23 protein-coding genes, 1 tRNA gene and 1 pseudogene are annotated in these 21593 nt (G+C 37.0%); 7 read left to right on the forward strand and 18 right to left on the reverse strand.

Going from position 1 to position 21593, the window contains the following annotated elements; translation table 11 throughout:
- Positions 1-121 precede the first annotated feature (121 nt).
- The 4 genes and pseudogenes from pepF to trhO form a co-directional block, all read right to left on the reverse strand.
- Positions 122-1909 carry an oligoendopeptidase F gene (gene pepF / locus FS608_RS04810; protein WP_144548132.1) on the reverse strand — a complete coding sequence of 596 codons (1788 nt, stop codon included), beginning with the start codon at positions 1907-1909 and terminating at the stop codon, positions 122-124.
- A 241-nt stretch (positions 1910-2150) separates the two neighbouring features.
- A pseudogene (locus FS608_RS31120) lies at positions 2151-2298 on the reverse strand (helix-turn-helix domain-containing protein).
- Positions 2299-2315: 17 nt separating this feature from the next.
- Positions 2316-2798, reverse strand: a complete 483-nt coding sequence (locus tag FS608_RS04815; protein ID WP_144548133.1) for a DUF2975 domain-containing protein — start codon at positions 2796-2798, stop codon at positions 2316-2318.
- Between the two features lie 541 nt (positions 2799-3339).
- Positions 3340-4305: an oxygen-dependent tRNA uridine(34) hydroxylase TrhO gene (gene trhO / locus FS608_RS04820; RefSeq protein WP_144548134.1), complete on the reverse strand. Its 966-nt coding sequence runs from the start codon at positions 4303-4305 to the stop codon at positions 3340-3342.
- Between the two features lie 205 nt (positions 4306-4510).
- Between trhO and FS608_RS04825 the strand changes: the two genes are divergently transcribed.
- Positions 4511-5683, forward strand: a complete 1173-nt coding sequence (locus FS608_RS04825) for a glycoside hydrolase family 18 protein (protein WP_144548135.1) — start codon at positions 4511-4513, stop codon at positions 5681-5683.
- Between the two features lie 57 nt (positions 5684-5740).
- Here the strand turns inward: FS608_RS04825 and FS608_RS04830 are convergent, their stop codons facing one another.
- The 4 genes from FS608_RS04830 to FS608_RS04845 form a co-directional block, all read right to left on the reverse strand.
- Positions 5741-6070 carry an antibiotic biosynthesis monooxygenase family protein gene (locus tag FS608_RS04830; RefSeq protein ID WP_144548136.1) on the reverse strand — a complete coding sequence of 110 codons (330 nt, stop codon included), beginning with the start codon at positions 6068-6070 and terminating at the stop codon, positions 5741-5743.
- Positions 6071-6094: 24 nt separating this feature from the next.
- Positions 6095-6457, reverse strand: coding sequence for a hypothetical protein (locus tag FS608_RS04835; RefSeq protein ID WP_144548137.1), 363 nt, complete (start codon positions 6455-6457; stop codon positions 6095-6097).
- A gap of 231 nt (positions 6458-6688) precedes the next feature.
- On the reverse strand, positions 6689-7690 hold the full coding sequence (locus FS608_RS04840; protein WP_144548138.1) for an LLM class flavin-dependent oxidoreductase: 1002 nt from the start codon (positions 7688-7690) through the stop codon (positions 6689-6691).
- A gap of 104 nt (positions 7691-7794) precedes the next feature.
- Entirely contained in the window at positions 7795-9264 is a 1470-nt protein-coding gene (locus FS608_RS04845; protein WP_144548139.1) for a TcaA 3rd/4th domain-containing protein, read from the reverse strand.
- Positions 9265-9559: 295 nt separating this feature from the next.
- Between FS608_RS04845 and FS608_RS04850 the strand changes: the two genes are divergently transcribed.
- Positions 9560-9916, forward strand: coding sequence for a hypothetical protein (locus tag FS608_RS04850; protein ID WP_144548140.1), 357 nt, complete (start codon positions 9560-9562; stop codon positions 9914-9916).
- Between the two features lie 57 nt (positions 9917-9973).
- On the opposite strand, the gene FS608_RS04855 is transcribed toward FS608_RS04850, so the two are convergent.
- The 6 genes from FS608_RS04855 to FS608_RS04880 form a co-directional block, all read right to left on the reverse strand.
- On the reverse strand, positions 9974-10750 hold the full coding sequence (locus tag FS608_RS04855; protein ID WP_144548141.1) for a dioxygenase family protein: 777 nt from the start codon (positions 10748-10750) through the stop codon (positions 9974-9976).
- Between the two features lie 16 nt (positions 10751-10766).
- The gene (locus tag FS608_RS04860; RefSeq protein ID WP_144548142.1) at positions 10767-11207 is read right to left on the reverse strand and encodes a DoxX family protein; all 441 of its coding nucleotides are present in this window, start codon (positions 11205-11207) and stop codon (positions 10767-10769) included.
- Between the two features lie 24 nt (positions 11208-11231).
- Positions 11232-11876 (reverse strand): alpha/beta hydrolase, encoded by a 645-nt coding sequence (locus tag FS608_RS04865; RefSeq protein WP_186328609.1) that lies wholly within the window; start codon positions 11874-11876, stop codon positions 11232-11234.
- Between the two features lie 294 nt (positions 11877-12170).
- Positions 12171-12956 carry an alpha/beta fold hydrolase gene (locus tag FS608_RS04870; RefSeq protein WP_144548144.1) on the reverse strand — a complete coding sequence of 262 codons (786 nt, stop codon included), beginning with the start codon at positions 12954-12956 and terminating at the stop codon, positions 12171-12173.
- Positions 12957-12977: 21 nt separating this feature from the next.
- Positions 12978-13226 (reverse strand): hypothetical protein, encoded by a 249-nt coding sequence (locus tag FS608_RS04875; RefSeq protein ID WP_144548145.1) that lies wholly within the window; start codon positions 13224-13226, stop codon positions 12978-12980.
- 116 nt (positions 13227-13342) lie between these two features.
- Entirely contained in the window at positions 13343-13624 is a 282-nt protein-coding gene (locus FS608_RS04880; RefSeq protein ID WP_144548146.1) for a DUF1292 domain-containing protein, read from the reverse strand.
- 144 nt (positions 13625-13768) lie between these two features.
- Between FS608_RS04880 and FS608_RS04885 the strand changes: the two genes are divergently transcribed.
- Positions 13769-14068: a hypothetical protein gene (locus FS608_RS04885; protein WP_144548147.1), complete on the forward strand. Its 300-nt coding sequence runs from the start codon at positions 13769-13771 to the stop codon at positions 14066-14068.
- A 162-nt stretch (positions 14069-14230) separates the two neighbouring features.
- On the opposite strand, the gene FS608_RS04890 is transcribed toward FS608_RS04885, so the two are convergent.
- On the reverse strand, positions 14231-15142 hold the full coding sequence (locus FS608_RS04890) for an LCP family protein (RefSeq protein WP_144548148.1): 912 nt from the start codon (positions 15140-15142) through the stop codon (positions 14231-14233).
- A 203-nt stretch (positions 15143-15345) separates the two neighbouring features.
- On the opposite strand from FS608_RS04890, the gene FS608_RS04895 reads away from it, so the two are divergent.
- The 4 genes from FS608_RS04895 (at position 15346) to FS608_RS04910 (ending at position 19159) form a co-directional block, all read left to right on the forward strand.
- A complete protein-coding gene (locus tag FS608_RS04895; RefSeq protein ID WP_144548149.1) occupies positions 15346-16842 on the forward strand; it encodes a spore germination protein in 1497 nt (498 codons plus the stop codon).
- A 25-nt stretch (positions 16843-16867) separates the two neighbouring features.
- Positions 16868-17947 carry a GerAB/ArcD/ProY family transporter gene (locus FS608_RS04900; protein ID WP_260871609.1) on the forward strand — a complete coding sequence of 360 codons (1080 nt, stop codon included), beginning with the start codon at positions 16868-16870 and terminating at the stop codon, positions 17945-17947.
- A complete protein-coding gene (locus tag FS608_RS04905) occupies positions 17940-19025 on the forward strand; it encodes a Ger(x)C family spore germination protein (RefSeq protein ID WP_144548151.1) in 1086 nt (361 codons plus the stop codon). The genes FS608_RS04900 and FS608_RS04905 overlap by 8 nt, the downstream gene beginning before the upstream one ends.
- Before the next feature lie 48 nt (positions 19026-19073).
- Positions 19074-19159 (forward strand) — tRNA-OTHER (locus FS608_RS04910).
- A 70-nt stretch (positions 19160-19229) separates the two neighbouring features.
- Here FS608_RS04910 and FS608_RS04915 read toward each other — a convergent pair.
- The 3 genes from FS608_RS04915 to FS608_RS04925 are packed head-to-tail and all read right to left on the reverse strand — an operon-like array spanning position 19230 to position 21541.
- Positions 19230-20603 carry a nucleoside recognition domain-containing protein gene (locus tag FS608_RS04915; protein ID WP_144548152.1) on the reverse strand — a complete coding sequence of 458 codons (1374 nt, stop codon included), beginning with the start codon at positions 20601-20603 and terminating at the stop codon, positions 19230-19232.
- Positions 20578-21297, reverse strand: coding sequence for a FeoB small GTPase domain-containing protein (locus tag FS608_RS04920; protein ID WP_144548153.1), 720 nt, complete (start codon positions 21295-21297; stop codon positions 20578-20580). The genes FS608_RS04915 and FS608_RS04920 overlap by 26 nt, the downstream gene beginning before the upstream one ends.
- Positions 21290-21541: a FeoA family protein gene (locus FS608_RS04925; protein ID WP_144548154.1), complete on the reverse strand. Its 252-nt coding sequence runs from the start codon at positions 21539-21541 to the stop codon at positions 21290-21292. Before FS608_RS04925 ends, FS608_RS04920 begins: the two co-directional genes overlap by 8 nt.
- Between the last annotated feature and the right edge of the window lie 52 nt (positions 21542-21593).

A 21593-nucleotide genomic window follows, 5' to 3' on the forward strand; every position in this document is an offset into this window, starting at 1 on the left:
AAATGACCCCTTTTATATACTTAACTTTCCTTATTTTACAATAAGTTCATCTAATACTCTATTAAAAAACCCATGGACTCTTTCCGGAAGGAAGAAAGTCATGGGTCTAAGGAGGTTATTATTATAAACGTGAGAACTCCTCTACTAGTTCACCAAATCGTTTTAATGAGTTTTCAATTGGGGAGGATGTCGTAAGATCGACGCCCGTCTTCTTTAACAATTCAAGCGGATAGTCTGAACTGCCGCTCTTTAAGAATTCTAAATAGGAAGTTAATGTTTCTTGGTCCCCTTCAAGAATCTTGGTGGCCAAGTGAATGGCTGACGCAAATCCCGTTGCATACTTATAAACATAGAATGGGCGGTAAAAATGTGGGATTCTTGACCAGCCAAATTTTACTTCCTCATCGAAGACTACCCCATCACCATTATATTCCCGGAATAATTGCTCATAGGTTTGGTTAAATACTTCGACAGTAAGCGGCATTCCTTTTTCAGCCATTTCATGGGTTTTCATTTCAAACTCAGCAAACATCACTTGTGTGAAAAACGTCCCCTTAAATTGATCGATGAAATGGTTCACTAAATGTTTCCGAACATCAGGGTTTTTCTCATTATTTAATAAGTAGTTAATTAACAATACTTCATTGACTGTTGATGCCACTTCTGCCACAAAAATGCTGTACCTGGCAGTGATTTGTGGTTGATACTGGGAACTTAATCGGCTGTGGACGCCATGTCCGCATTCATGGACCAACGTGAATAAACTATCCAAATCATCTTGATGATTGAGAAGGATATAGGGATGGACGCCGTATACTCCCAGATTGTAGGCACCTGACCTCTTCCCAGGTGTTTCTCTGACATCAAGATAACGCGCTTCTTTAAACTCCCTCAGGATATTGACATAGTCCTCACCCAGTGGCGCTAACGCCTTGCACATTGTGTCATAAGCTTCCTCATACGGAATGACTTGCTTCACACCACTAACCAGCGGAACACTCATATCATATTGACGAAGTTCATCCAGATTCAATTTTTCCTTTCGAATCCGTGAATATCGATGAAGTGGCTGAATATTTTGTTTCGTTGTTTTAATTAAATTCTCATAGACCTCTTTTGGTACGTTATCCCCAAACAGGGCTTTTTCCAACGCGGAAGGATATTGACGTATTTTAGCCGTAGTCACATTATTTTTGATGGCAGCTGAAAGTGTAGCTGCTATGGAATTTTTTAATTGCAGGTAAGGCTGATAATATGCCTTATAGGCTTCTCTTCGTTTTTCACGGTCCGTATCTTCGATTAATTTAGAGTACATGCCCCTCGTTAATTCCACACGTTCCCCGTTGTCACTGGTTATTTCCCCGAATTTAATATCTGCGTTATTCATCATGCCAAAAATGTTCCCTGGAGCCGAGAGGGCTTCCCCTAAATGGGAAAGGACGGCTTCCTGTTCTTTAGATAAAACATGTTGTTTATAACGAAACGACTCCCATAAATCCTCTGCAAAGTAATCTAGCTTCTTTTCATATTTTATGTATCCAGATAATGTTTCTTCGTCTAGGCTTAATAAATAAGGCATAAAGAAGGAGGTCGACGCACTTACTTTTACACTTAGTTGTTTTGCTCGATCTAAATGGGATTGGGCCTGGGTATCCCGTGTATTTTGATCCACATTCAACATCGCATAGGCATAAACCTTATTGAATAAGAAAGATAACTCTTCTCTTTGATTAAGGTATTGATACAATGAGTGGCCATCTTTAATCGTTCCATCATATTGCTTCAGGTTTTTTGCCATTTCTTCTATCTTAAGTAAATCCTCTTCCCATTTACTCATATCGGAATAAATATCGTCTAAATTCCACTTCTCATGGACGGGGACTTCATTTCTATTAGTATAGGTCACCATTCATTCATCCGCTCCTCTCTATATAAACCATATTTATGTTCTTATCATAAACAATATATTCCAAAATTCCTATTGGCAAACCTCAAAACATAAGAAAAACTGGCCACCGTAATTGAAGTACAAAATGTCAATTAACAAGCAGAAGGGATAGCTTAATGGCTATCCCTTAAATTCTCTATCGACTCCGGTTAGTTAAATAAATTTGTTGTCAGTTTTAATAAGTGTCTTCGTCGCTTTTGTACTACAAAATATTACCTGGTTGACAATTCATAGTCTTACATATCGCTTCTAATATTGAAAAAACGAAACACTTTTTCTCTCCCATTTTTCATAATGGAGAAATTAGTCATAGTAATTCCAACCCTCTCCGAAAGCGGCACTTCGTTAATTAAATTTTATCAAAACATTAATCTTTTTTTGGATTTAATTCAAGGACGTTTTTTAATAGCTTTTGAAGTACATCTACAATGGCTGCAATGATACTTGTTGCTAAAATACCCATTAGACTTAGTGATATAGGACCTGCTGAGTCGTCTCCTGTGATTTTAGAAATCACCTTTAAGCTTATTATCATTAATACAATGAAGAAAATGGCTATAAAAGCACATTTTTTTATAACCTTCAAAGATTTAAGAGATAACTCGGAGAAAGCGTTGTTCCTTTCGATATAGGTTAATAGTTTATATACTTGATACAGCGTAAAAGAAAATGTAATACAGATTCCATACGCACATACTAAAAGGGGATATAGCGAGTAATCCCCTGGATGTGCTTTTACATCTCTAATGGTTAACACAGGCATCCAATAAATACACAAAGTAAGCACTGCAATTCCAGCTAGAAAAATAATTACCTTTAAGAAAGTAGATGAACCTCGTTTAACATTCATTTAAAGCACCTCACTTATTTAATGACAACATGATTTTATCATATCATTTATCGCTTAACAATAAATTAGTGTTGTTAATTATTATATTATTATTGTTATCTAAATATCCTTTTAATTTCAACAAAAATAAAAAGCAGGAACATATCAACCACTTCGCTCTCACTGTATTCTGTATATTCCGCATATATTTTTACGATAGCTCGTACCCTTTCCGATACAAGTCTACATTGCCAGCATTGTTGTTTTTCGGCTTAATAAACTTCAATAATCATCGTCCCCCGCAATCTAAAAATTACCGCTCAATTAACACACCTTTTTAGCACACCTTTTCGAGGTTGTCTGCCGTCCAGAAGATACTTGCTAATTAGGATACTAATTTGTATGTTAATTTGATTGTTAGAACTGCAATAACCCATTTATATCAAAAAAAAAAAGCAGTACCAATTCTGATGAGAATTGTACCGCTAATTGTTTTGTTTTTTTAAGTTTTGTACTTCAAAACCGAACCCGTTACGAAATGACCTGCTTTTTTTTAAAATAATTATTTGGTTAACTCTTTCTCTTTCTCAATGACAGCCAATCTTTCCGCTACCTCTTCTTCACTTAACCCGTGCTGTGCCACGTAACGGTTGCGTGGATGAACACGGCATTCGTGTGAACAGCTTCGTAAGTGCTTATGTTCGTTCTCCTCAGAGCAAAGGATTTTACGATTACATTCTGGGTTGGCACAATTCACATAACGTTCACATGGTTCCCCACTGTAAAAATCCTTCCCGACAACGACATGCTCTTTTCGGTTAACAGGAACACTTATACGCTCATCAAACACATAGAGTTGACCATCCCATAAGTCTCCCTGAACTTCAGGATCTTTACCATAGGTGACAATTCCGCCCTCAAGCTGTGATACATCTTCAAAACCTTCTTGTAGCAGCCAGCCGGAGAATTTTTCACAGCGGATCCCACCAGTACAATAAGTAAGAATCTTCTTGCCCTCAAACTCCTGCTTATTTTCTCGGATCCATTGTGGCAGATCACGGAAGTTAAGAATATCCGGGCGGACAGCTCCGCGAAAATGACCTAGATCAAACTCATAATCATTACGGGCATCAATGACAACCGTATCTTCATCTTGCATTGCCTTAAAAAATTCCTTAGGTTTCAAATGCTTGCCTGTTTGCACATTCGGATCGACATCATCTTCCAAACGCAAAGTAACTAACTCTGGTCTGACCCGTACTTTCATCTTTTTGAAGGCATGCTCAGACGCTTCATCAATTTTAAAAATAGTACCCGCGAACAACGGATGTTCGTTCATATATTTCATATAGGCGTCAGTTTGTTCTATGGTGCCTGACACCGTACCATTAATTCCTTCAGCAGCAATGATAATTCGGCCCTTTAAGCCAAGTTCATTACAGAAATGAAGATGTTCCTGGGTCACTTCTTCAGGATTCTCTATGGTTACATATTTATAGTACAATAACACTCGATATTCTTGATTCATGGTTACCACCTTACACATTTTATATATAAAAAACACTAGTTTTTAACATTAACCTTATGATTATAGCAAAAATCAACAGTTGATTTCAAATTATTTCACTTTCCAAAGGCGGCAGATCCTGTATAGGTGGATATTACCAACCATTCTTCCCTCCTTTTTCTGTTACAATTTTTTTAGTGAGCAATAATAAGGAGGGCCTAAAATTATGAAGAAACGTCATCTCCTCCTTGGCTTGGTAATTGCGGTTACCTTCATCGGAGGAATTCTAACTGGAGTTATTTTTACCAAAAATAATGAAAACCAAGAGCGTCCTAGTACGCTAATTATAGAAGATGCACCGAAATCGGCAATAAAACCCAATGCAAAAGAGTTACCACCAATAAAAAAAGTACCTTCAAAGGTACTCATCGGTTATGTTCAGGATTATCGTGATCCGAACATTGTAGAATATTCAAAATTAACACATGTCATTTTCTCTTTTGTCCATCCCACCAAGGATGGCAAGGTTTTATTTAATGGCGACCAAGCTTTAAATAACTTACGAACAGTTGTTAAAAAAGCTGACAGCCATAACACTAAGGTAATCCTGGCAATCGGCGGATGGTACCATATCAAGGGTGGAGAATCCTATAATTATTTTCAACCAGCAATCTCTCATTCTAAATCTAGAACAAAGCTAGTGAAAGAGCTAACTAATCTTGCAGTCCGCGAGAAACTGGATGGAATTGATATCGATTTTGAACACCCACGCACTGCAGCGGATGCAAAAAATCTCGCTTCCTTTGCGAAGGAATTAAGTGCCCAGCTTCACCCGAAAAAGAAAGAACTGTCTATCGCTGTTCATTCAAAAATTCATGCGGTTACGTTAACCGAAGCTGGCTTTATTCAGTATGAACCAACCATGTTCCAATATGCCGACCATGTTAATATCATGGCCTATGATGGTCAGTGGGACGGCGGATACAATGCCGCTAATCTATCGCCCTATCCGTTTACTGAGAAAATTGTAAACTATTGGACAAATCTCTTTGATACTCATAAACTTTCAAAAGAGAAATTAGTATTGGGTGTCCCTTCGTATGCCCAACCAGAAGATCCGAAAATCAAACAAGTCTCATTTGCGGCGATTATTAACAAAAATCCAGCGAATGCTGTTAAGGACACCGTGAAAATGAATGGTACAACCTACCATTACAACGGCGGTGCGACAATGAAGAAGAAAACCAGACTCGCGCTTGATCACGGTTTTGGCGGGATGATGATGTGGGAAGTGGGCTTAGATGCTCAAGGGTCACATAGTTTGACAGGGACAATCTTTTCCGAACTAAAAGCTTCAAGCAAAGAACCAATAAAATACTATACAGCAAAAGGCTATTAGGCGCTAAAAAATCACCAAACAACGCTCTTAGAACTAATCGCTCTGAGCGTTGTTTTATTATAATAACTGTTTGGCTGCAGTTTTAACCGCTTTTACTTGGTATAATCCACCTTCGGAACTAACTAAATATTGAGGCTTCGGCTTACCTAGGTTTGCTTTATGGTTCGCTATGTGGGCTTCACTCTTTTCCCACTGCTTCCAGTATTCCTCTGACTCCCACCGGATCATAACGATGACTTCTTCATCCCCTCGCCTAACTTTTTTTACCATAACAGTTGAATCAATGAATCCTTCCTGCTTTTCAATTAACCCTTCCCCGCTAAATCGTTTTACGACTTGCTCTGCATTTCCCTCTGTTACTGTCATTTTTCTTAACTGAACGAACATTTAAACATCTCCAATCTTTTTTTGTCAATCCATTTCCTTCTCATCATTAGTAGCTAATAGCGAATTTTCCTCTTCATCAGTCTTTTTAAAATCTGAATCCATAGCATCAAATTCGTGAAGTTCAAATAATTGAGTATATTCATTGATAATCATATCCATTGCTTTTAATTCACCGACTAAGACTTGATTAATTGATTGAAACTCAGGTGCTTCTAATTGTTTCATAATGGTCGAACGTTTAACATTCATCATTTCTAAAAAGGCAAGTGCTCTACCTCTGCGGAATGTTTTTGCACCACGGTGGTGAGAATCCTTGTCTTTTCGTTTATAACCTTCACCACGGTGACGTCTCCCTTTTTCATGATCCCTATATTCTTCGTTATTCATTTTATAACTCCTTTCTGCGTATACAAATGTATACACGATTGATTATATTTATAATGTATACAAATGTATACATAAAGTCAATGAATTTTCTAAAAACTTATCTGATGTTCCCAGAGTTGATCTTATAAGAGCAATAAAAAGACCAAGTCGTTTTCGATTTGGCCAGCTACTTTTGAATTTTTTTGCTGTGGATCCCCTCAAAAACTGAACTAATTCTCAATAGGAAGGTTTTCAGCTTAACAGGTTAGCTGATTCTGAAATTAGTTGATAAGAGCGGATCCGATCATCCGGAGAATGGGTAATGGTGGCAATCATGATTTCATCAGCGTTATATTTAACCTGAAGGTCCTTCAGTTTATGGTAAACCTTTTGTGGGTTCCCAATTATCATCTTCTGTTTCATTTTTTCTAATGATTCCTTTTCAAGGTCAGTTAGTGGATATTGCCTAGCTTCCTCGATGGATGGAACTCCACCGCCTTCGCCTTTTCTCCTTTGCAATGCCCATAAAAGTGTACTTAATGCGACTTCTTCCGCCCGCTCATCCGTGTCGGCACAAATGATGGAAACCGCCACAATTACTTCTGGTCCTAGGCTCTGTTTCCGTGGCTTAAAAGTCTGTAAATATTGTTCAATAATTTCTGTCCCGTCCTTTTCACTCATGAATTGACCAAAGGCATAGGGAAGCCCTTTTTCAGCTGCTAGCAAGGCGCTTTTTTTACTAGTCCCCAACAGCCAAGGAATAGGTGAAAACTCTGGGATTGGTGCAGCCGATACTTTAGCAAACTCATGATCACTTGGAAATTTATTTTCTAAAAAGTAAAGAAGCGTTTCCACTGAAGCAGGCATGTTCCATATCTGCTGAAGAAAATTATCTGATAAGGCATTTGTTGCTTCTGCGGAGCCGCCTGGTGCGCGGCCTATTCCAAGATCTATTCTTCCTGGAAATAGAGTGGCTAACATATTGTATACTTCTGCCACTTTATATGGTTTATAGTGTGGTAATAAGACGGCCCCAGACCCGATCCGAATTTTGCTAGTGTTTGCTCCGATATAAGTTAACATCACCTCCGGTGCAGAACAAGCTAATCCTACTAAATCATGATGTTCAGCTATCCAATAACGCGTATAACCAAATGTTTCAGCAGCTTGGGCTAACTTCATCGATTCAATCAATGCTTCATGTGCCGTTTGATTTGAAGAAATTGGAGCTTGGTCTAAGATACTTATCTTCATCCTACCTTCCTCCTTTTTATAAATTCTTTTCTAATGTACGGTCTATAATAAAAAAATACCAAAATGGGTTCAATACTACGGAACCCATTCAGGTACTTGTGGAATTAATCGATTGAACTAAGAATTTGATTCACCCAGAAATTTTCCCATTCCCAATATTCCTGATTCACTTTACCGCTATTTATATCGATTGTTCTTTTATCTGAATCAATCCAGCGGATCATTTGATTATCTTTAAAGTAGTAGCGGTTTTCTAAAGGCTTAGCAGAGGTGGTGAAAATAAAGAAAAGTGATCCGTCATCCCAAAAATAATATTCAGTCGTTACCCCATTGTCTTTTTTAACGATTTTCTTAATAATTCCATTTTCGTTAATGTACTGCGTAAAACTTGCACCTAACTTATTAACGTTATAGTTCTTTTGCACCTTATTTATTCTATTATACTCGACCCTTATTACTTTTACCTCATCCTCAACGTTTAGAGAAGTAAGATCTTCTTTTGTTGTTACAACTTCACTTGATTCATGATCATCCCCAGCTGACACAACTACGCTTTTCGACGAATTATCTTCTTGATAATCAAATATTAATCCAACATTAGTGAAGTCTTTGTCAACCAAGGTAGTCTCATTGCTCTTTATTACATTTCCGTTTATTTCAGTTTCAGCATGGATAGTAATCGATCCATCAAATACAACCGGTCCAAACTGATCAATTTCTCCGACCCTTTGATTCGTATTCTTGCCGTTTACAAATAGGAAGGCTTCATCTTCATTGGAATATAAAGATAGATAATTTTCGGGGAGGGTAACTTTAACTTCGATTTCCTTACTGTTAATATTCTTAGGGTCAATTACTTCTTCCTTATCAAGTGCTGCATACTTCCCCTTATAGAGAGCCTTTAGTTTGTATTCACCAATTAGGTATGGACCAAATGTTTTTCCCTCGCCACGATTAATCTTGCCAACCTTTTTTTTATTAATATAAATTTCTGTCCCGTCATAATTTGTTGAAATAACCGGATAAAACGACTTAATATTAATTTTATAGTTATCGAACATGAGCCACTTTTTCCCTGCTAGATGGATGTTCACAAAACCTGCTTTTTCTAATGCAGAAAATGTAAAGTTCTCCGAATTTTCTTCTATGTACGATATAAAAGGGAATACATTTTCCTCTGAAATCTTAATATTGGGATCTGTCGAATCAACAATTCCTACAAGCATACTCGCATCTTTTTCCTTTAATGCTTCGTCAAATTTTTGAATCACTTTTTGCTTACTTGTTAGCGTGGACCCGAGATAATATCCACCTAGTATAAGTGCTGCAAGAATGCTCCCTATCGTAAGAGTTAATTTCTTGCTGCGAGACGCTTGTTTTTTTGACCTTGCATTATTTACTATAGGTTCCTTTATTTCTTGAAAATTAGGAGAAGATGTACCTCCTGTAGCATCGTCTACCTGTCTCTGATCATAGCTATCTTGAACATTAGCAAACTGCTTTCCACAATTTGAACAGACCCGATAATGCCCTGGAACCTTCGTTCCACACTCCGTACAGAACTTAAAATCCATTAACCTATTACCCCCTTAAACAATCTAATATGTATTTAATTAAGTAAAATTACGTATATATTTCATTTTATTGCTCGAGATTGGGTCCAATGACTTAATTAACCCCTTAATTTCCATTTACTATAATCAGAACCTATTTATGGAAAAATCACAACACTTTGGTGCGTGACACCTAGTTTGACACGAAATTGTAATAAAAAATGGCATTTGTCGAATATATTTCCAAGTTTTTTGAAGGAGAATGTCGAAAAACAGAGAATGAAGTTAAGGAGGTTATAAAAAGGAGGAGAAATACTTGAAGAAATTAATAACAGTATTATGTGGAATCATTATTGGATTATCGTTGTTTGTGAGTATTGGGAATACGGCGAAGGCAGCAGAGTGCGAATGCGACGTTACACCTGTTTTAGGAGCTGAGAAGAATAAAATTGTTGCTAATTTATTAAATAGTCAAGAGTTTAAGAACGTAAAACATTCACTTAAGAGTGATGGATATAGCTATAGAGGAGCAAAAAACATAGAAGTACTTATAAATCATACATATGGAAATATAGTCATGGTCGGAGTACCTTTTTATAATGCGGATGGTATGTTAGAAATGGCAGCATTTTTTAATGGAATATATATGGATCCGGATCTCATTGAAAATTAATATAATTAAATAACAAAATCCTTTCCGTCGCGGAAAGGATTTGTTATTTAATCTAGTTCACCCAAACTGCCAAACACTATGACTCAAGTTTCCATATCGAAAGCTGCGATGCAGTAACTTCGCTTTTTGACTATCATCGGCAGCTCCCATTGCATAGAAAATTGGGATGAAGTGTTCATTTCCATAACGTGGTACAGCATATTCAGCATTAGGTGCAAGGGAATCATATTTAAATAATGACGCTAGGTCCCAATTATTTAAGTGCTGAGCCAACCAGTCATCAAATTCAAGAGCCCATTGATCAATTTCGTTATCTGCCCATTTCACTGCTCTGAGGTTATGCACTGTTCCTCCACTTGCAATGATTAATAAATCATTCGCTCTTAAAGATGCTAAGCTTTTCCCAATCTTATATTGTTCTTCAGGTTTAAGGTTCGGATTAACAGACATCGAAATGACAGGGATTTCTGCATCCGGATACAACATTCGAAGTACTACCCATGCTCCATGATCAAGGCCGCGTTTCGCTTCTACTTCAAATGGTATACCGTTTTTCGCGAACAAGTCTTTAATTTCTTGTGAAACCTGCTGGTCCCCTTTAGCTGGATATTTAATCGTGTATAATTCCGGGTCGAAACCGCCAAAATCATAAATGGTGTCATATGTGTCGACTTCACTTACTTTTTGCATCGATGATTCCCAGTGTGCTGAAAACAATATAATTGCCTTTGGCCGAGGAATGTTTTTTCCTAGCTGGCTTAGAAACTGAGTATACTCATTATTCTCAATAGCTAATAATGGTGCTCCATGCGCAATAAAAAAAGATGGCATCATATATTACGTCCCCCTTTTAATTATTATAGCTTTTAGATAAAGAAGTAGTTTCTTCCTTCTGACCTTTAAAAATGAGTTGGTCAAGTGCAAACATTTTACTGCCATTAATCGCAATAAAAATAGCCATTGCAAGAAAAGCCAAATCTAATTCGTAACCAGCCATTTGTCCGTTTCCTAAAAATCCAACAGCTAGTTTTACTTTAACGATTGCACCAATCATTAGTAACGATAATAGAGCTGAGACAATTTGACTGCCTAGACCTAGAACTAATGCAGCTCCACCAATCATTTCTACTGTAGCGACTCCATAGGCTAAGAATCCGGGTAACCCAATACTGTCAAACCAGCCAACGATATTTTCAATTCCACCTTGAAATTTAACTAACCCATGTACAAAGAATGTAATACCTAAAACGACTCTTATCAATAATGTACTAACTTCGAATTTTTTTAACATGATTATTTTCCCCTTTTATTATCATTATTTTTCTACTTTTTCCATTAACCAATTCATGAAATCACGATGGTTATCCATTGAAACGGTGTGTCCTTCTTTGTAGGTTTTAAAGGTGACATCCGCCCCTAAACCACTAAAATACTCATTATTTGCCAATCCCCAATCAAATGGAAGAACCTGATCCATCTTACCATGGGAAATAAACAAGGACAGATTATCAACTGGCTGGATCACGTACTCTTCTTTTACAAAAGCAGGGATGTATCCACTTAGTGCAACAATCCCCTTTATTCGGCTGCCCAATGTTAATCCCAGCGTCATCGACAATATTGCTCCCTGACTAAATCCAAGTAAGAACAACTGGCTCTGATCCAATGGATATTCCCCGCAGGCATAATCAATAAAACTTGTCAGTTTACGGATTCCCTCATCGAACACTTCCCGGTGCGGTTTTCCATATCCTTGAATCGTAAAAAACGCATAGCCTGGTGGCAGTGGAAGATGACCACGGATACTAAAAATGTAAAAACGGTCTTCTAAGCCATTTACCAGTGACAGCATATTTTGTTCATTACTGCCAATCCCATGCATTAAAAACAACGCAGGATAAGTTTTTCCAGGTTCAGTTTGTGCCGGACGACGAAGCTCATAAATCATGGGTGAATTCATCCTATCATCCCTTCTTTTAAACAAACATTCCTAATATTATTAGGATGGCTGTATTATGATTACTTAACCTTAGTTTAAATTAAGTAATTTAAATCTAAATAAATAAAAAAGATTCATATTAAGAAACTAGAAGATAAAAAAGATATTCACATCAAGAGTTTCTCGATGTGAATCTTTGTTGTTTATAGAATAACAATAGAATCGTTATATTGTCAATAATTTTTTTCTAATATATAAACTTGTTCTATATTAGAATACAAAAAATAGGAATCAAGTTGATTCCTATCATCCGCTCTATAGATGAGCTAAAAACTCTTGTATCTCGGAAACAAGTTCCATGGGATTTTCAAACATACTCATATGGCCCGAATCTTTAATTATTGATTGCCTTATATTCGCTTTACTGACAGAAAATGTTTTTTCTGCTGGAATAATTTGATCCCGTTCACCTGCAACTAAAAGAATCGGCAATGTCGAGGATTCCAATACTCGATTCCGGTCTGGCCGGTCCTTCATCGCATTAAGTGCATCTATCGCACCTTCTGCTGAAGTAGTATAGCCAATTTCCATTGCAATACCAACATAATTCTCATCCTGATTTTCAGGTGAGAATAATTTTGGGACCAAGCCGTCGATAAGCAAGTAAATTCCTGACTTGTTTACCTTTTCAATATTTGCACTCCTGGCTTTTTTCGCTTCTTCCGAATCTGGAAAGGCTGTTGAATGAATAAGCGAATATCCGCTTAATTGACCACCGTACTTTTCTGCAAAAGCTAGCGTGATATATCCGCCTAACGAATGACCAAACATCGTGACTTCAGGTAAATTTAATGCATCTAAAAGATTTTTCACTTGATCAGCTAGATTTTCAATCGTACTGCTGCCTTGAAGAGGATCTGACTGACCATGTCCAGGAAGATCCAGTGCAATCACCCGGTAATCAGCTGACAATGTTGGGATCACAAACTCCCAATAGCTAGAACTCCCACAAAAACCATGCAGAAGCACGATTGGCTTCCCTTCTCCACTATCTATGTACGCCATCGATGAATCATTTGCTTTGAGTTTCTTAATTTCCATAGGCTTCACCCCAGAGTTTATTCAGCTAATTTGCTCTTCATTATGTTCATTACTTAATAATACTCTTTTATTAGGGATTAATGTTAAATTTGATTTTTTCAATAGATATTCTAGATGATCAATTGGCATAGAACCATGACCTTTACTATCTGCAAGTGTAAATTGAACAGTGACGCCATTATAACTCTTAACGGTAAAAGATTCAGCTGAATTGAAAAAACCTTTAATGCCTTGAGATATTTGATATTTTGTACCTTCTTCAATTAACATTACATTACTCCTTTAATGATGTTCTTCATAAGTAGTATGCCTAGAAAGGGTTTATACATACATATTTTTTCCAATTGAAATTTAGGTAACAAAAAAGAGAGAGACTGAACTCTCTCTTACTCATCCATTCCCTCTTCTTCATCCATCATGGCATCAAACGCCTCAGAAACCTTATCAAATTCTTCATCACTCTCGATGGCGGCTAAATCACCTTCATCATCGACTTTCATAAAAAAGATATCAATATCTTCATCAGACTCCTGCCTAATTTCGTCTGCAAATCCGACAGCAACATAGTCTGTACCTTCAATAGTCATGACCCCAAGGACTTCAACTTCTTGTTCATCCCCGTTTTCATCTGTAATGGTAAAAATCTCTTGAACTTCAACTTTACTCATAATACGTTCCCCTTCTATTAAAAAGTATTTTCTTACCACAGTATCCCTTAAAAGATGGAGTTTCATTCGAAAACATGTATTTCCATTATATATTCGACAAAAATCTTATATAATTAGTACATAACACTTGCTAAGGAGAGTCCAATGAATCCAAAACAATTAGAAGAAAAGATAATCGAAAACTATCGTGGCGAAGAGAAAATGATGATTCTCGTTTTTGCTCAATGGTGTGTGAATCATGACCTTGATCCAGAAGAATTATATTTACGAGCCTATCCGAATCAGGGTGCTAATCCTTCTTTAAGAGAGGCAATTGAGTTAACTGTACCCAAAGAAGAAGCTGGAGAAGTCAGTAATCAAACGTTGCTTGGTGTGTTAGCACTGTTTGGTAACGATGACCTTGCGTTTGTAGTTACAGAAGAGATCAACAAACTAAGGAAATAACGTTTTGTGCAATTTTTGAGTGGTTATGTGCGGATTTCGGGTCATTTTGTACGAATTTATGAAGTTAAGGACAAATAACGATCAGTTTTGTACAATTAGGCGTTTTCTTCCAATTTTTCTAATAAAGCAGACATAGTTCACGAACTATGTCTGCTTTAATATTTAATAATGATAGTCCCTATTCACCGGTGATGGCTTCATTAAGAAATCCTTCAATGCCTCTCTATTTTCCTCCAAATTGATTTCTAGAACAGCACCTGCATGAGGATAGGTTTTGTTGACATAGCTATTTTGGACTGGAATACGTAAACTGTCGATATTTTTGATTGGATAAAAAACTAGTTTGGATAGTACTGCCAAAATCTCTCCTTTATCCATATCTGATTCCACATGATTTAAACTTTCCTCAACAAAATCCGGCAGAGCGGCTAACGACTCGATATGACTAAATTTATTTTTTAGCTGTTCCTTTACCTTGACGATGACTTCCTGTTGTCGTTTAACGCGGCCAAAATCACTTTCATCATCATGCCTAAATCGAACATATTTTAACAATTCTTTTCCTTTAAGCGCATTTTCTCCGGGCTTCACCTTCATATTGAAATCATCAATCATCTTTTGACTAACGTTCACAGTAATACCCTCTGGAGCAATCAAGTCAATAAAATTCGCAAACCCATCAAAATCTATAGAAATGGAATGATCCACTTTCATACCGAAATTTTGATAAATCGTCTTTTTTAATAATTCATTTCCACCGATAAAATAGGCCATATTGAGCTTGCCGTAGCCTTTTTTATGCCCGGGAATCTTGACATAACTATCTCTCATCAAGGAGATTAACTTGATATTACCTTCTTTAGGAACATATTGCGCAATAATGATGGCATCTGAAAAAGATTGGGGTTCACCTCTTGAATCACTACCTATTAAAAGAAAATTCATCATTCCTTTTTTATCTTTATGATTAGTATTGTCTTCATTTTGGGATGGTGAAGAGGGTTGAACTTGATCTTGATCACTTAAATTTCCAGCTGAACAGCCTCCTAATAAAATAGAAAATAAAATTATCATGAATATTCTCAAGCTTTTCACCAACTTTCAAAAATATTCGTTTCAAGATAAAAGTTGCTACCCTGTTAATTTCTCATCTTTTGCTTTTGTTTATTCTTCCTTGCCATTATCTTTCCTTCCATAATCCTTATAATCACAGGATGATTTACATAAAATTCCCTTTTCTACACATAATAAGAAAAAAATTATTTTGAGGGTGTATCATGAAACCAAATGCAGATCTTCCTTACAAGGAAGCAAACCCACAAAACGATAACGAAGAAGATTGGCTCCAACGTTTATCAAAATCAAATGACTTTATTCATGAGCATACTTCCATAAAAGAAGATCATCCCTTTTGGCTTTCGTATTATCGCACAATGATTTCATCTGACATCCTTCATCAGGATGTTTTACCCTTTTTGCAGGAGCAGTTTTCATTAGTGGAATTAAAAAGCATAATCCCTGTACAAGAGATCATTTTTACAAAAGACTCTAAGGAAATAATCGAAAGCCTCATGCGGGGATTCCTGGCACTTCAAAAGCATGAACAAGATGAAGAATGTTTATTAATTAATATTGCTAATAGTAAATTTCGAGATGTTAGTGTAGCAATGATGGAATCCTCGGCTGTTGGACCACAAGTGGGTTTTATCGAAGAATTAGACACCAATCTTAATCTTATTCGAAAACGATTACCTGTCCCTGAACTGCTTGTAATCGAAATGAAAGTCGGCGAACTTTCAAAAACAAATGTTGCCGTTATTTATATGGATGGGATTGCCGATCCGGAAAATGTGAACACGGTGGTTCAAAGAATAAAGGATGTTCAATATGATCATATCCAGGACAGTGCTTATCTCTCTTCAATGATTGAGGACAATTCGAATTCATTATTTCCTCAATCCATTTCAACTGAACGAGTTGATCGGGTTGCTGCTGGTTTAACCGAAGGCAAAATTATCATTGCAGTAGATGGGTCCCCAAATCTAGTCCTTGTTCCTGTTACCGTAATTGAATCGTTTATAGCGATGGAAGATTATAGTTATTCCTGGATTATTGGAAATTTCTTCCGATTGCTAAGGTTTGTTGCTTTTTACATTTCTGGGCTTGCTAGTCCAATGTATGTAGCGATCATGACCTATCATTATGAATTGATTCCTGCCCCATTGCTTGAAACTTTAGTTGGTTCTAGGATAACTGTACCCTTTCCACCTTTTTTAGAGGCTTTATTGTTAGAAATCATGATTGAAATGGTTAAAGAGGCAGGGATTCGTTTACCATTTAAAATCGGGCAATCTCTTGGGGTTGTTGGTGGGATTGTTATCGGACAGGCAGTGGTTGAAGCGGGGTTAACTAGTAATGTATTGCTTATTTTAGTAGGACTTGGTACCTTAGCTTCCTATACATCGCCGGTTTACAAATTTAGCAACACTGTTCGGTTTATTAAGTTTCCATTAATTATTCTTTCCCAATGGTTTGGATTGTTTGGGGTGTTTTTGGGAGTCCAATTTATAGTCCTGCATTTATTACGGTTAACTTCTCTCGGGCGTCCTTATTTAAGCCTTTACCCATTTCGCTCCACATCAGTTCAAGATCTTTGGATTAGACTTCCTTATTCCAAGCAGCTCGAAAACCCAACCTCCCTTCGACCACAAAAGAAAAGAAAAGCAACTGGGAATCGAGAAAATCCAGAACCAGTGAACGATTTTTATGAATAAATCGTAAAGGGGTATTCCATTGCAGGTGAATAAAAGACATCAAGTTTCTCCCTATTTAGTGTTCTTTATTGTCTACAGTTCTCAGGTTGGGATTGGGATTTTAGGATTCCAAAGAACCATTGCTGCGAAAGCAGGATATGATGCGTGGATGGGTGTACTTTTGGCAGGGTGTTTAGTTCAACTATTCATATGGATGATGTTTAAACTGCTCGAAAAAGCCGACGGAGATATCGTTGATGTCCATTCAAAAGTGTTTGGGAATATTCTTGGTAAGTTTTTTAGTTTTATTATTATGATTTATTACTGGATGGCCAGTCTCTCGGTCTTACTTGGATTTATTGAGATTATTCAAGTATGGATGTTCCCTACTTTACCTTCATGGATTCTAAGTTCATTAATACTTGTATCCGTTTATTATTGTGTGTCTGGAGGATTTCGGGTGGTTGTTGGTGTTTCTTTAATGTCATTTATATTTCCACAAATCACCTTAATCGCCCTTTATATTTTTCCATTGAAAGTTGCTCATTTTACAAATTTACTGCCAATCATGAATCATTCTTTTTTGGATATGCTGGATGCAGTCAAAAGTTCTATGTATACGTTAGCAGGAACAGAAACGTTACTCATGTTCTATCCATTTATAAGGGATCCTAAATCGTCAAAAAAGTTCGCTCATATAGCAGTTTTGTTTACTACCTTACTGTATACGCTTTCTGCAATTGTATCATTAACGTTTTATAGTGAGAGACAATTAAAAGAAACGATTTGGCCAGAATTAACTTTAATAAAAATTATCCGGCTATCTTATTTAGAACGCTTTGAATACATTTATATATCCATGTATTTAATTATTGTTACTGCATTGATCGCTCTTCTATTATGGTGTTCGACACGTGGTTTAAAGAGAATTTTTAAAAAGAAACAAAAGAACTTTTTAATCATTTTAAGCCTCCTTAGTGTGGTTATATCTCAAACAATAAACGAACAATTGTATGAAACACTGGGTAAATACGTAACCCAAATGAATTTATGGATCTTTTACGGCTACATCCCAATCCTCCTAATAATGTTCATAATACTAAGAAGGAGAAAACAAAATGGCTAATCGAACCTTAATAGGAATAGGGGTTACTATTTTCCTATTATCCGGTTGTTCTCTGATACCCACCAACATTGTCAATCAAATACAAATGACGCAGGGGGTAGGATATGATTGGGCTGGAAAGAAAATGATAAAAGGATCCATTACCTATCCCATTTATAAGAAGGATCAGTCCTCTACTACTGAAGTCAAAATAACATTTGGTGAAACGAGTAAAGAAATTCGGAGCAACATTAATAATGAGTCACGGTATCCATTAGTCAGCGGGCAATTACGGGTTGCACTTTTTGGAAAATCACTAGCCAAAAAAGGGATTACTGATGTGGTTGACACCTTAAACCGTGACCCTTCCATCGGCAGTATTATTCAAATGGCTGTGGTCGATGGGGATGCCAGTGAGCTACTTAAAATAGAGAAATTCAAAAAAGAAAATGTTTCGTTGTTTGTACAAGGAATGCTGGAGCAATCCATGAAATCAGATAATCTTCCTGAATCCAATTTACAAACATATTCCTTTCAATTTAACCAAATTGGACAGGATCCCTACTTGCCATTAATCAAACAGATAGAAGATAATATTAAAATTATTGGCCTGGCGATATTAAAAGATGATCGATATGTCTTTCCTATTTTTATGGAAGATGCATTCACATTTAAATGTTTAGTGGATAAATATATACAAGGCTTACAGCGGTTCACTTTAGAAAATGGTGAAAGGGCCGTTCTAGACAATCTTCATTCAAAGGCACACTATCAAGTAAAAATAAAAAAAGGCCGACCGGAATTTACGATTAATCTTAAGTTGAAAACAAGGCTTCAAGAATTCACATCTCCAAAGAAAAAAAGGGTAGCATTGGATAAAAAAAAGCTCCAAAAAGAAATTGCCGAGCAATTAGAAGAGCACTCATTAAAACTCATCAAAAAGTTTCAAAAACATGGCGTGGACCCTTTAGGTCTAGGTGCAAAATATAGAGAACAAGATCGCGATTTTAATGAAAAAAAATGGAAGAGTTTCTATCCAACGGCAAAAGTTCATGTACATGTAAAGGTAAATATCAAACAAACTGGGACTGTAGATTAATTCTTTAAAAACCGCATAATTTCAAGGAACATGGTCAAAATATAATCAGGGCTTGTAGCTCAAGGGGTAGAGCAACCTGTAGTCCTTCACGCTGACTATAGTGTGTCTTGTGGGTTCAAATCCCACCAAGCCCTTAAATAAATTTCTTCATAGTAAAAGGGACTGACAAAAGTCAGCCCCTTTTAACATTTATAATGTCAAGTTTTATAATAACCCAAAATATCTCACAGTTTGAGTAATAATTAGCGGAACAAGAATCGCGATAACCGTCGGAATCAAGAAAGCAAGGAAGGTCCATTTCTTACTCTTCGTTTCTTTATAGATATTCAGCAAGGTTGTGCCGCACGGGTAATGAAGTAATGAAAATAACATCATATTCAGTGCTGTAAGCCACGTCCAGCCATGATCTAGGAAGATTTTCTTCAAATCTACTAAGTTATCGACTTCTGTCAATGACCCGGTTGATAAATAGCCCATCAAAAGGATTGGAAGAACAATTTCGTTGGCAGGTAATCCTAGAATGAACGCCATCATGATATATCCATCAAGTCCAAGCAGTTTACCAAATGGATCCAAAAACTCGACAGCATACATAAGAATACTCGTGTCACCAATATAAATATTTGCGAACACCCACGTTAAAATCGCTGCTGGAGCAGCAACTTTAACAGCGCGAACTAACACAGACCAGGACTTTGTTAAAGATGAACGAATCACAGTATCAAATATCTTCGGTTTACGGTATGGCGGCAGTTCTAACGTATAGTGAGTTGGAACTCCTTTAAGGGCCGTTTTCGACAGAACCCATGAAACAAAAAAGGTAACCACTATACCAAATAAAACAATACCGACAACGACCCCTGTGGTCACAAGTGATGCTAGCCCCCCTGTGAAATTGGCAGCCATGAATAACGAAGCTAAAACAATTAAAGTTCCCCATCGTCCATTACATGGAACAAAGTTGTTTGTAAGAATGGCCAGCATCCGCTCTCTGGGAGATTCTATAATCCTTGTTGAAATAACGGCTGCAGCATTACATCCAAACCCCATGGCCATTGTTAACGACTGCTTACCATGGGCCCCAACCCTTTTAAACAGTCGATCCATATTAAACGCAACGCGAGGTAGATAACCATAATTTTCAAGAAGTGCAAAGGTTGGAAAAAAGATGGCCATCGGCGGCAGCATTACACTGATAACCCAAGTCGTTCCCCGATATAATCCAAGGACAAGAATTCCATGCAGCCAATCAGGAGCATGTAGAATGCCAAAAAATGATGTTATATATCCTTCTAAGAAACCAAAAAACTCCGCTATCATGGAGGATGGGATATTTGCTCCTGCGATTGTTAAATAAAATAGGACTCCTAACATGGTAATCATAATGGGAAAACCAAAAATAGGGGAAGTAAAAATCGCATCCAGCTTTTCCGTCCTTGTGTCCCTTTTCGATTTTGTATAAGAAATTCCTTCATGACATAATTTATGACTGCGATCGTAAAGGTTTTGAACAATATCATCTCTCAGCTTTGGTGTCGACAGCTCCTGAGCTTCAGCATAAAGCTTTTGAATACTCATTCTCTATACCACCTCCTGCAACCAATCGGTTACTAATTTCATTCAGTAATGTTTCGTCTCCATCTAGCAATCTCAAAGAAACCCAACGAGCGGATAATTGATCTCCAACAAATTCACGTACTTTAGGTTCAATTATTTTAATCTTGGCTTCGATCTCAGGAGGATAGGACACCTGAACAGGGTTGCATTCAATCACCCCAGTCACAATGCGATCAATGGTATCTAAGAGCATAGGGAATCCCTTTTTGTTCCTGGCAGAAATCTTGATAACAGGAACTCCCAATCGATTGGTCAACAATCGTTCATTAATCTGAATTCCTTGTTCTTCCGCAACATCAATTAAATTGATACAAATAACAACATTTGTTGTCATCTCTAATACCTGCAGCGCTAGATTCAAATTCCGCTCTAATGAAGTCGCATCAAGTACCACAACCGTTACATCTGGTTTTTCAAAAACGATATAATTTCGCGCTACTTCTTCATCCGTTGAATTCGAGAAAAGCGAATATGTTCCAGGCAGATCAATTAGTTGAAAGGTATTATCTTTAAATTGAACGCTACCTTGTGCAAGGGAAACGGTTTTACCAGCCCAATTTCCGGTATGCTGTCTGAGGCCCGTTAAGGCATTAAACAAGGTGCTTTTACCCGTATTCGGATTTCCTGCTAAGGCAATTCGATATTCTTTACCCATGAGACACCAGCTCCCCTTCTATTTTTGAACTTTCCTCTTTCCGAAGAGCGATCGTTGTTTGACTGACACGAAAAGCAATCGGATCGCCCAATGGACTTTTCCGTATCACCTCTACAAGCGCTCCAGTCACAAAACCTAAATCTAATAATCTTCTTCTCATTACACCGTCCAGATTTAAAGAAGTAATTTTAATTAAATTGCCTTTTTCACCATTTACCAGTTTGATAATGTTAGGGTTATCCATCTCTCTTTCCCCTCCTTCAAAGTTTTTACCTTGTGCAACTTTTTATTAATTA

The sequence above is a fragment of the Bacillus sp. X1(2014) genome (genome assembly GCF_007678255.1).

Excerpts from the sequence above, each read along its gene's own strand:
- FS608_RS04830 (WP_144548136.1), bottom strand. The coding sequence starts at position 6,070 with ATGTTCGTTCAGTTAAGAAAAATGACAGTAACAGAGGGAAATGCAGAG.
- pepF (WP_144548132.1), bottom strand. The coding sequence starts at position 1,909 with ATGGTGACCTATACTAATAGAAATGAAGTCCCCGTCCATGAGAAGTGG.
- FS608_RS04845 (WP_144548139.1), bottom strand. The coding sequence starts at position 9,264 with ATGGATTTTAAGTTCTGTACGGAGTGTGGAACGAAGGTTCCAGGGCAT.
- FS608_RS04920 (WP_144548153.1), bottom strand. The coding sequence starts at position 21,297 with ATGGGTAAAGAATATCGAATTGCCTTAGCAGGAAATCCGAATACGGGT.
- trhO (WP_144548134.1), bottom strand. The coding sequence starts at position 4,305 with ATGAATCAAGAATATCGAGTGTTATTGTACTATAAATATGTAACCATA.
- FS608_RS04815 (WP_144548133.1), bottom strand. The coding sequence starts at position 2,798 with ATGAATGTTAAACGAGGTTCATCTACTTTCTTAAAGGTAATTATTTTT.
- FS608_RS04840 (WP_144548138.1), bottom strand. The coding sequence starts at position 7,690 with ATGAAGATAAGTATCTTAGACCAAGCTCCAATTTCTTCAAATCAAACG.
- FS608_RS04875 (WP_144548145.1), bottom strand. The coding sequence starts at position 13,226 with ATGTTAATTGAAGAAGGTACAAAATATCAAATATCTCAAGGCATTAAA.
- FS608_RS04865 (WP_186328609.1), bottom strand. The coding sequence starts at position 11,876 with ATGAATTCACCCATGATTTATGAGCTTCGTCGTCCGGCACAAACTGAA.
- FS608_RS04915 (WP_144548152.1), bottom strand. The coding sequence starts at position 20,603 with ATGAGTATTCAAAAGCTTTATGCTGAAGCTCAGGAGCTGTCGACACCA.
- FS608_RS04905 (WP_144548151.1), top strand. The coding sequence starts at position 17,940 with ATGGCTAATCGAACCTTAATAGGAATAGGGGTTACTATTTTCCTATTA.
- FS608_RS04880 (WP_144548146.1), bottom strand. The coding sequence starts at position 13,624 with ATGAGTAAAGTTGAAGTTCAAGAGATTTTTACCATTACAGATGAAAAC.
- FS608_RS04925 (WP_144548154.1), bottom strand. The coding sequence starts at position 21,541 with ATGGATAACCCTAACATTATCAAACTGGTAAATGGTGAAAAAGGCAAT.
- FS608_RS04885 (WP_144548147.1), top strand. The coding sequence starts at position 13,769 with ATGAATCCAAAACAATTAGAAGAAAAGATAATCGAAAACTATCGTGGC.
- FS608_RS04870 (WP_144548144.1), bottom strand. The coding sequence starts at position 12,956 with ATGGAAATTAAGAAACTCAAAGCAAATGATTCATCGATGGCGTACATA.
- FS608_RS04895 (WP_144548149.1), top strand. The coding sequence starts at position 15,346 with ATGAAACCAAATGCAGATCTTCCTTACAAGGAAGCAAACCCACAAAAC.
- FS608_RS04855 (WP_144548141.1), bottom strand. The coding sequence starts at position 10,750 with ATGATGCCATCTTTTTTTATTGCGCATGGAGCACCATTATTAGCTATT.
- FS608_RS04835 (WP_144548137.1), bottom strand. The coding sequence starts at position 6,457 with ATGAATAACGAAGAATATAGGGATCATGAAAAAGGGAGACGTCACCGT.
- FS608_RS04860 (WP_144548142.1), bottom strand. The coding sequence starts at position 11,207 with ATGTTAAAAAAATTCGAAGTTAGTACATTATTGATAAGAGTCGTTTTA.
- FS608_RS04825 (WP_144548135.1), top strand. The coding sequence starts at position 4,511 with ATGAAGAAACGTCATCTCCTCCTTGGCTTGGTAATTGCGGTTACCTTC.
- FS608_RS04890 (WP_144548148.1), bottom strand. The coding sequence starts at position 15,142 with ATGATAATTTTATTTTCTATTTTATTAGGAGGCTGTTCAGCTGGAAAT.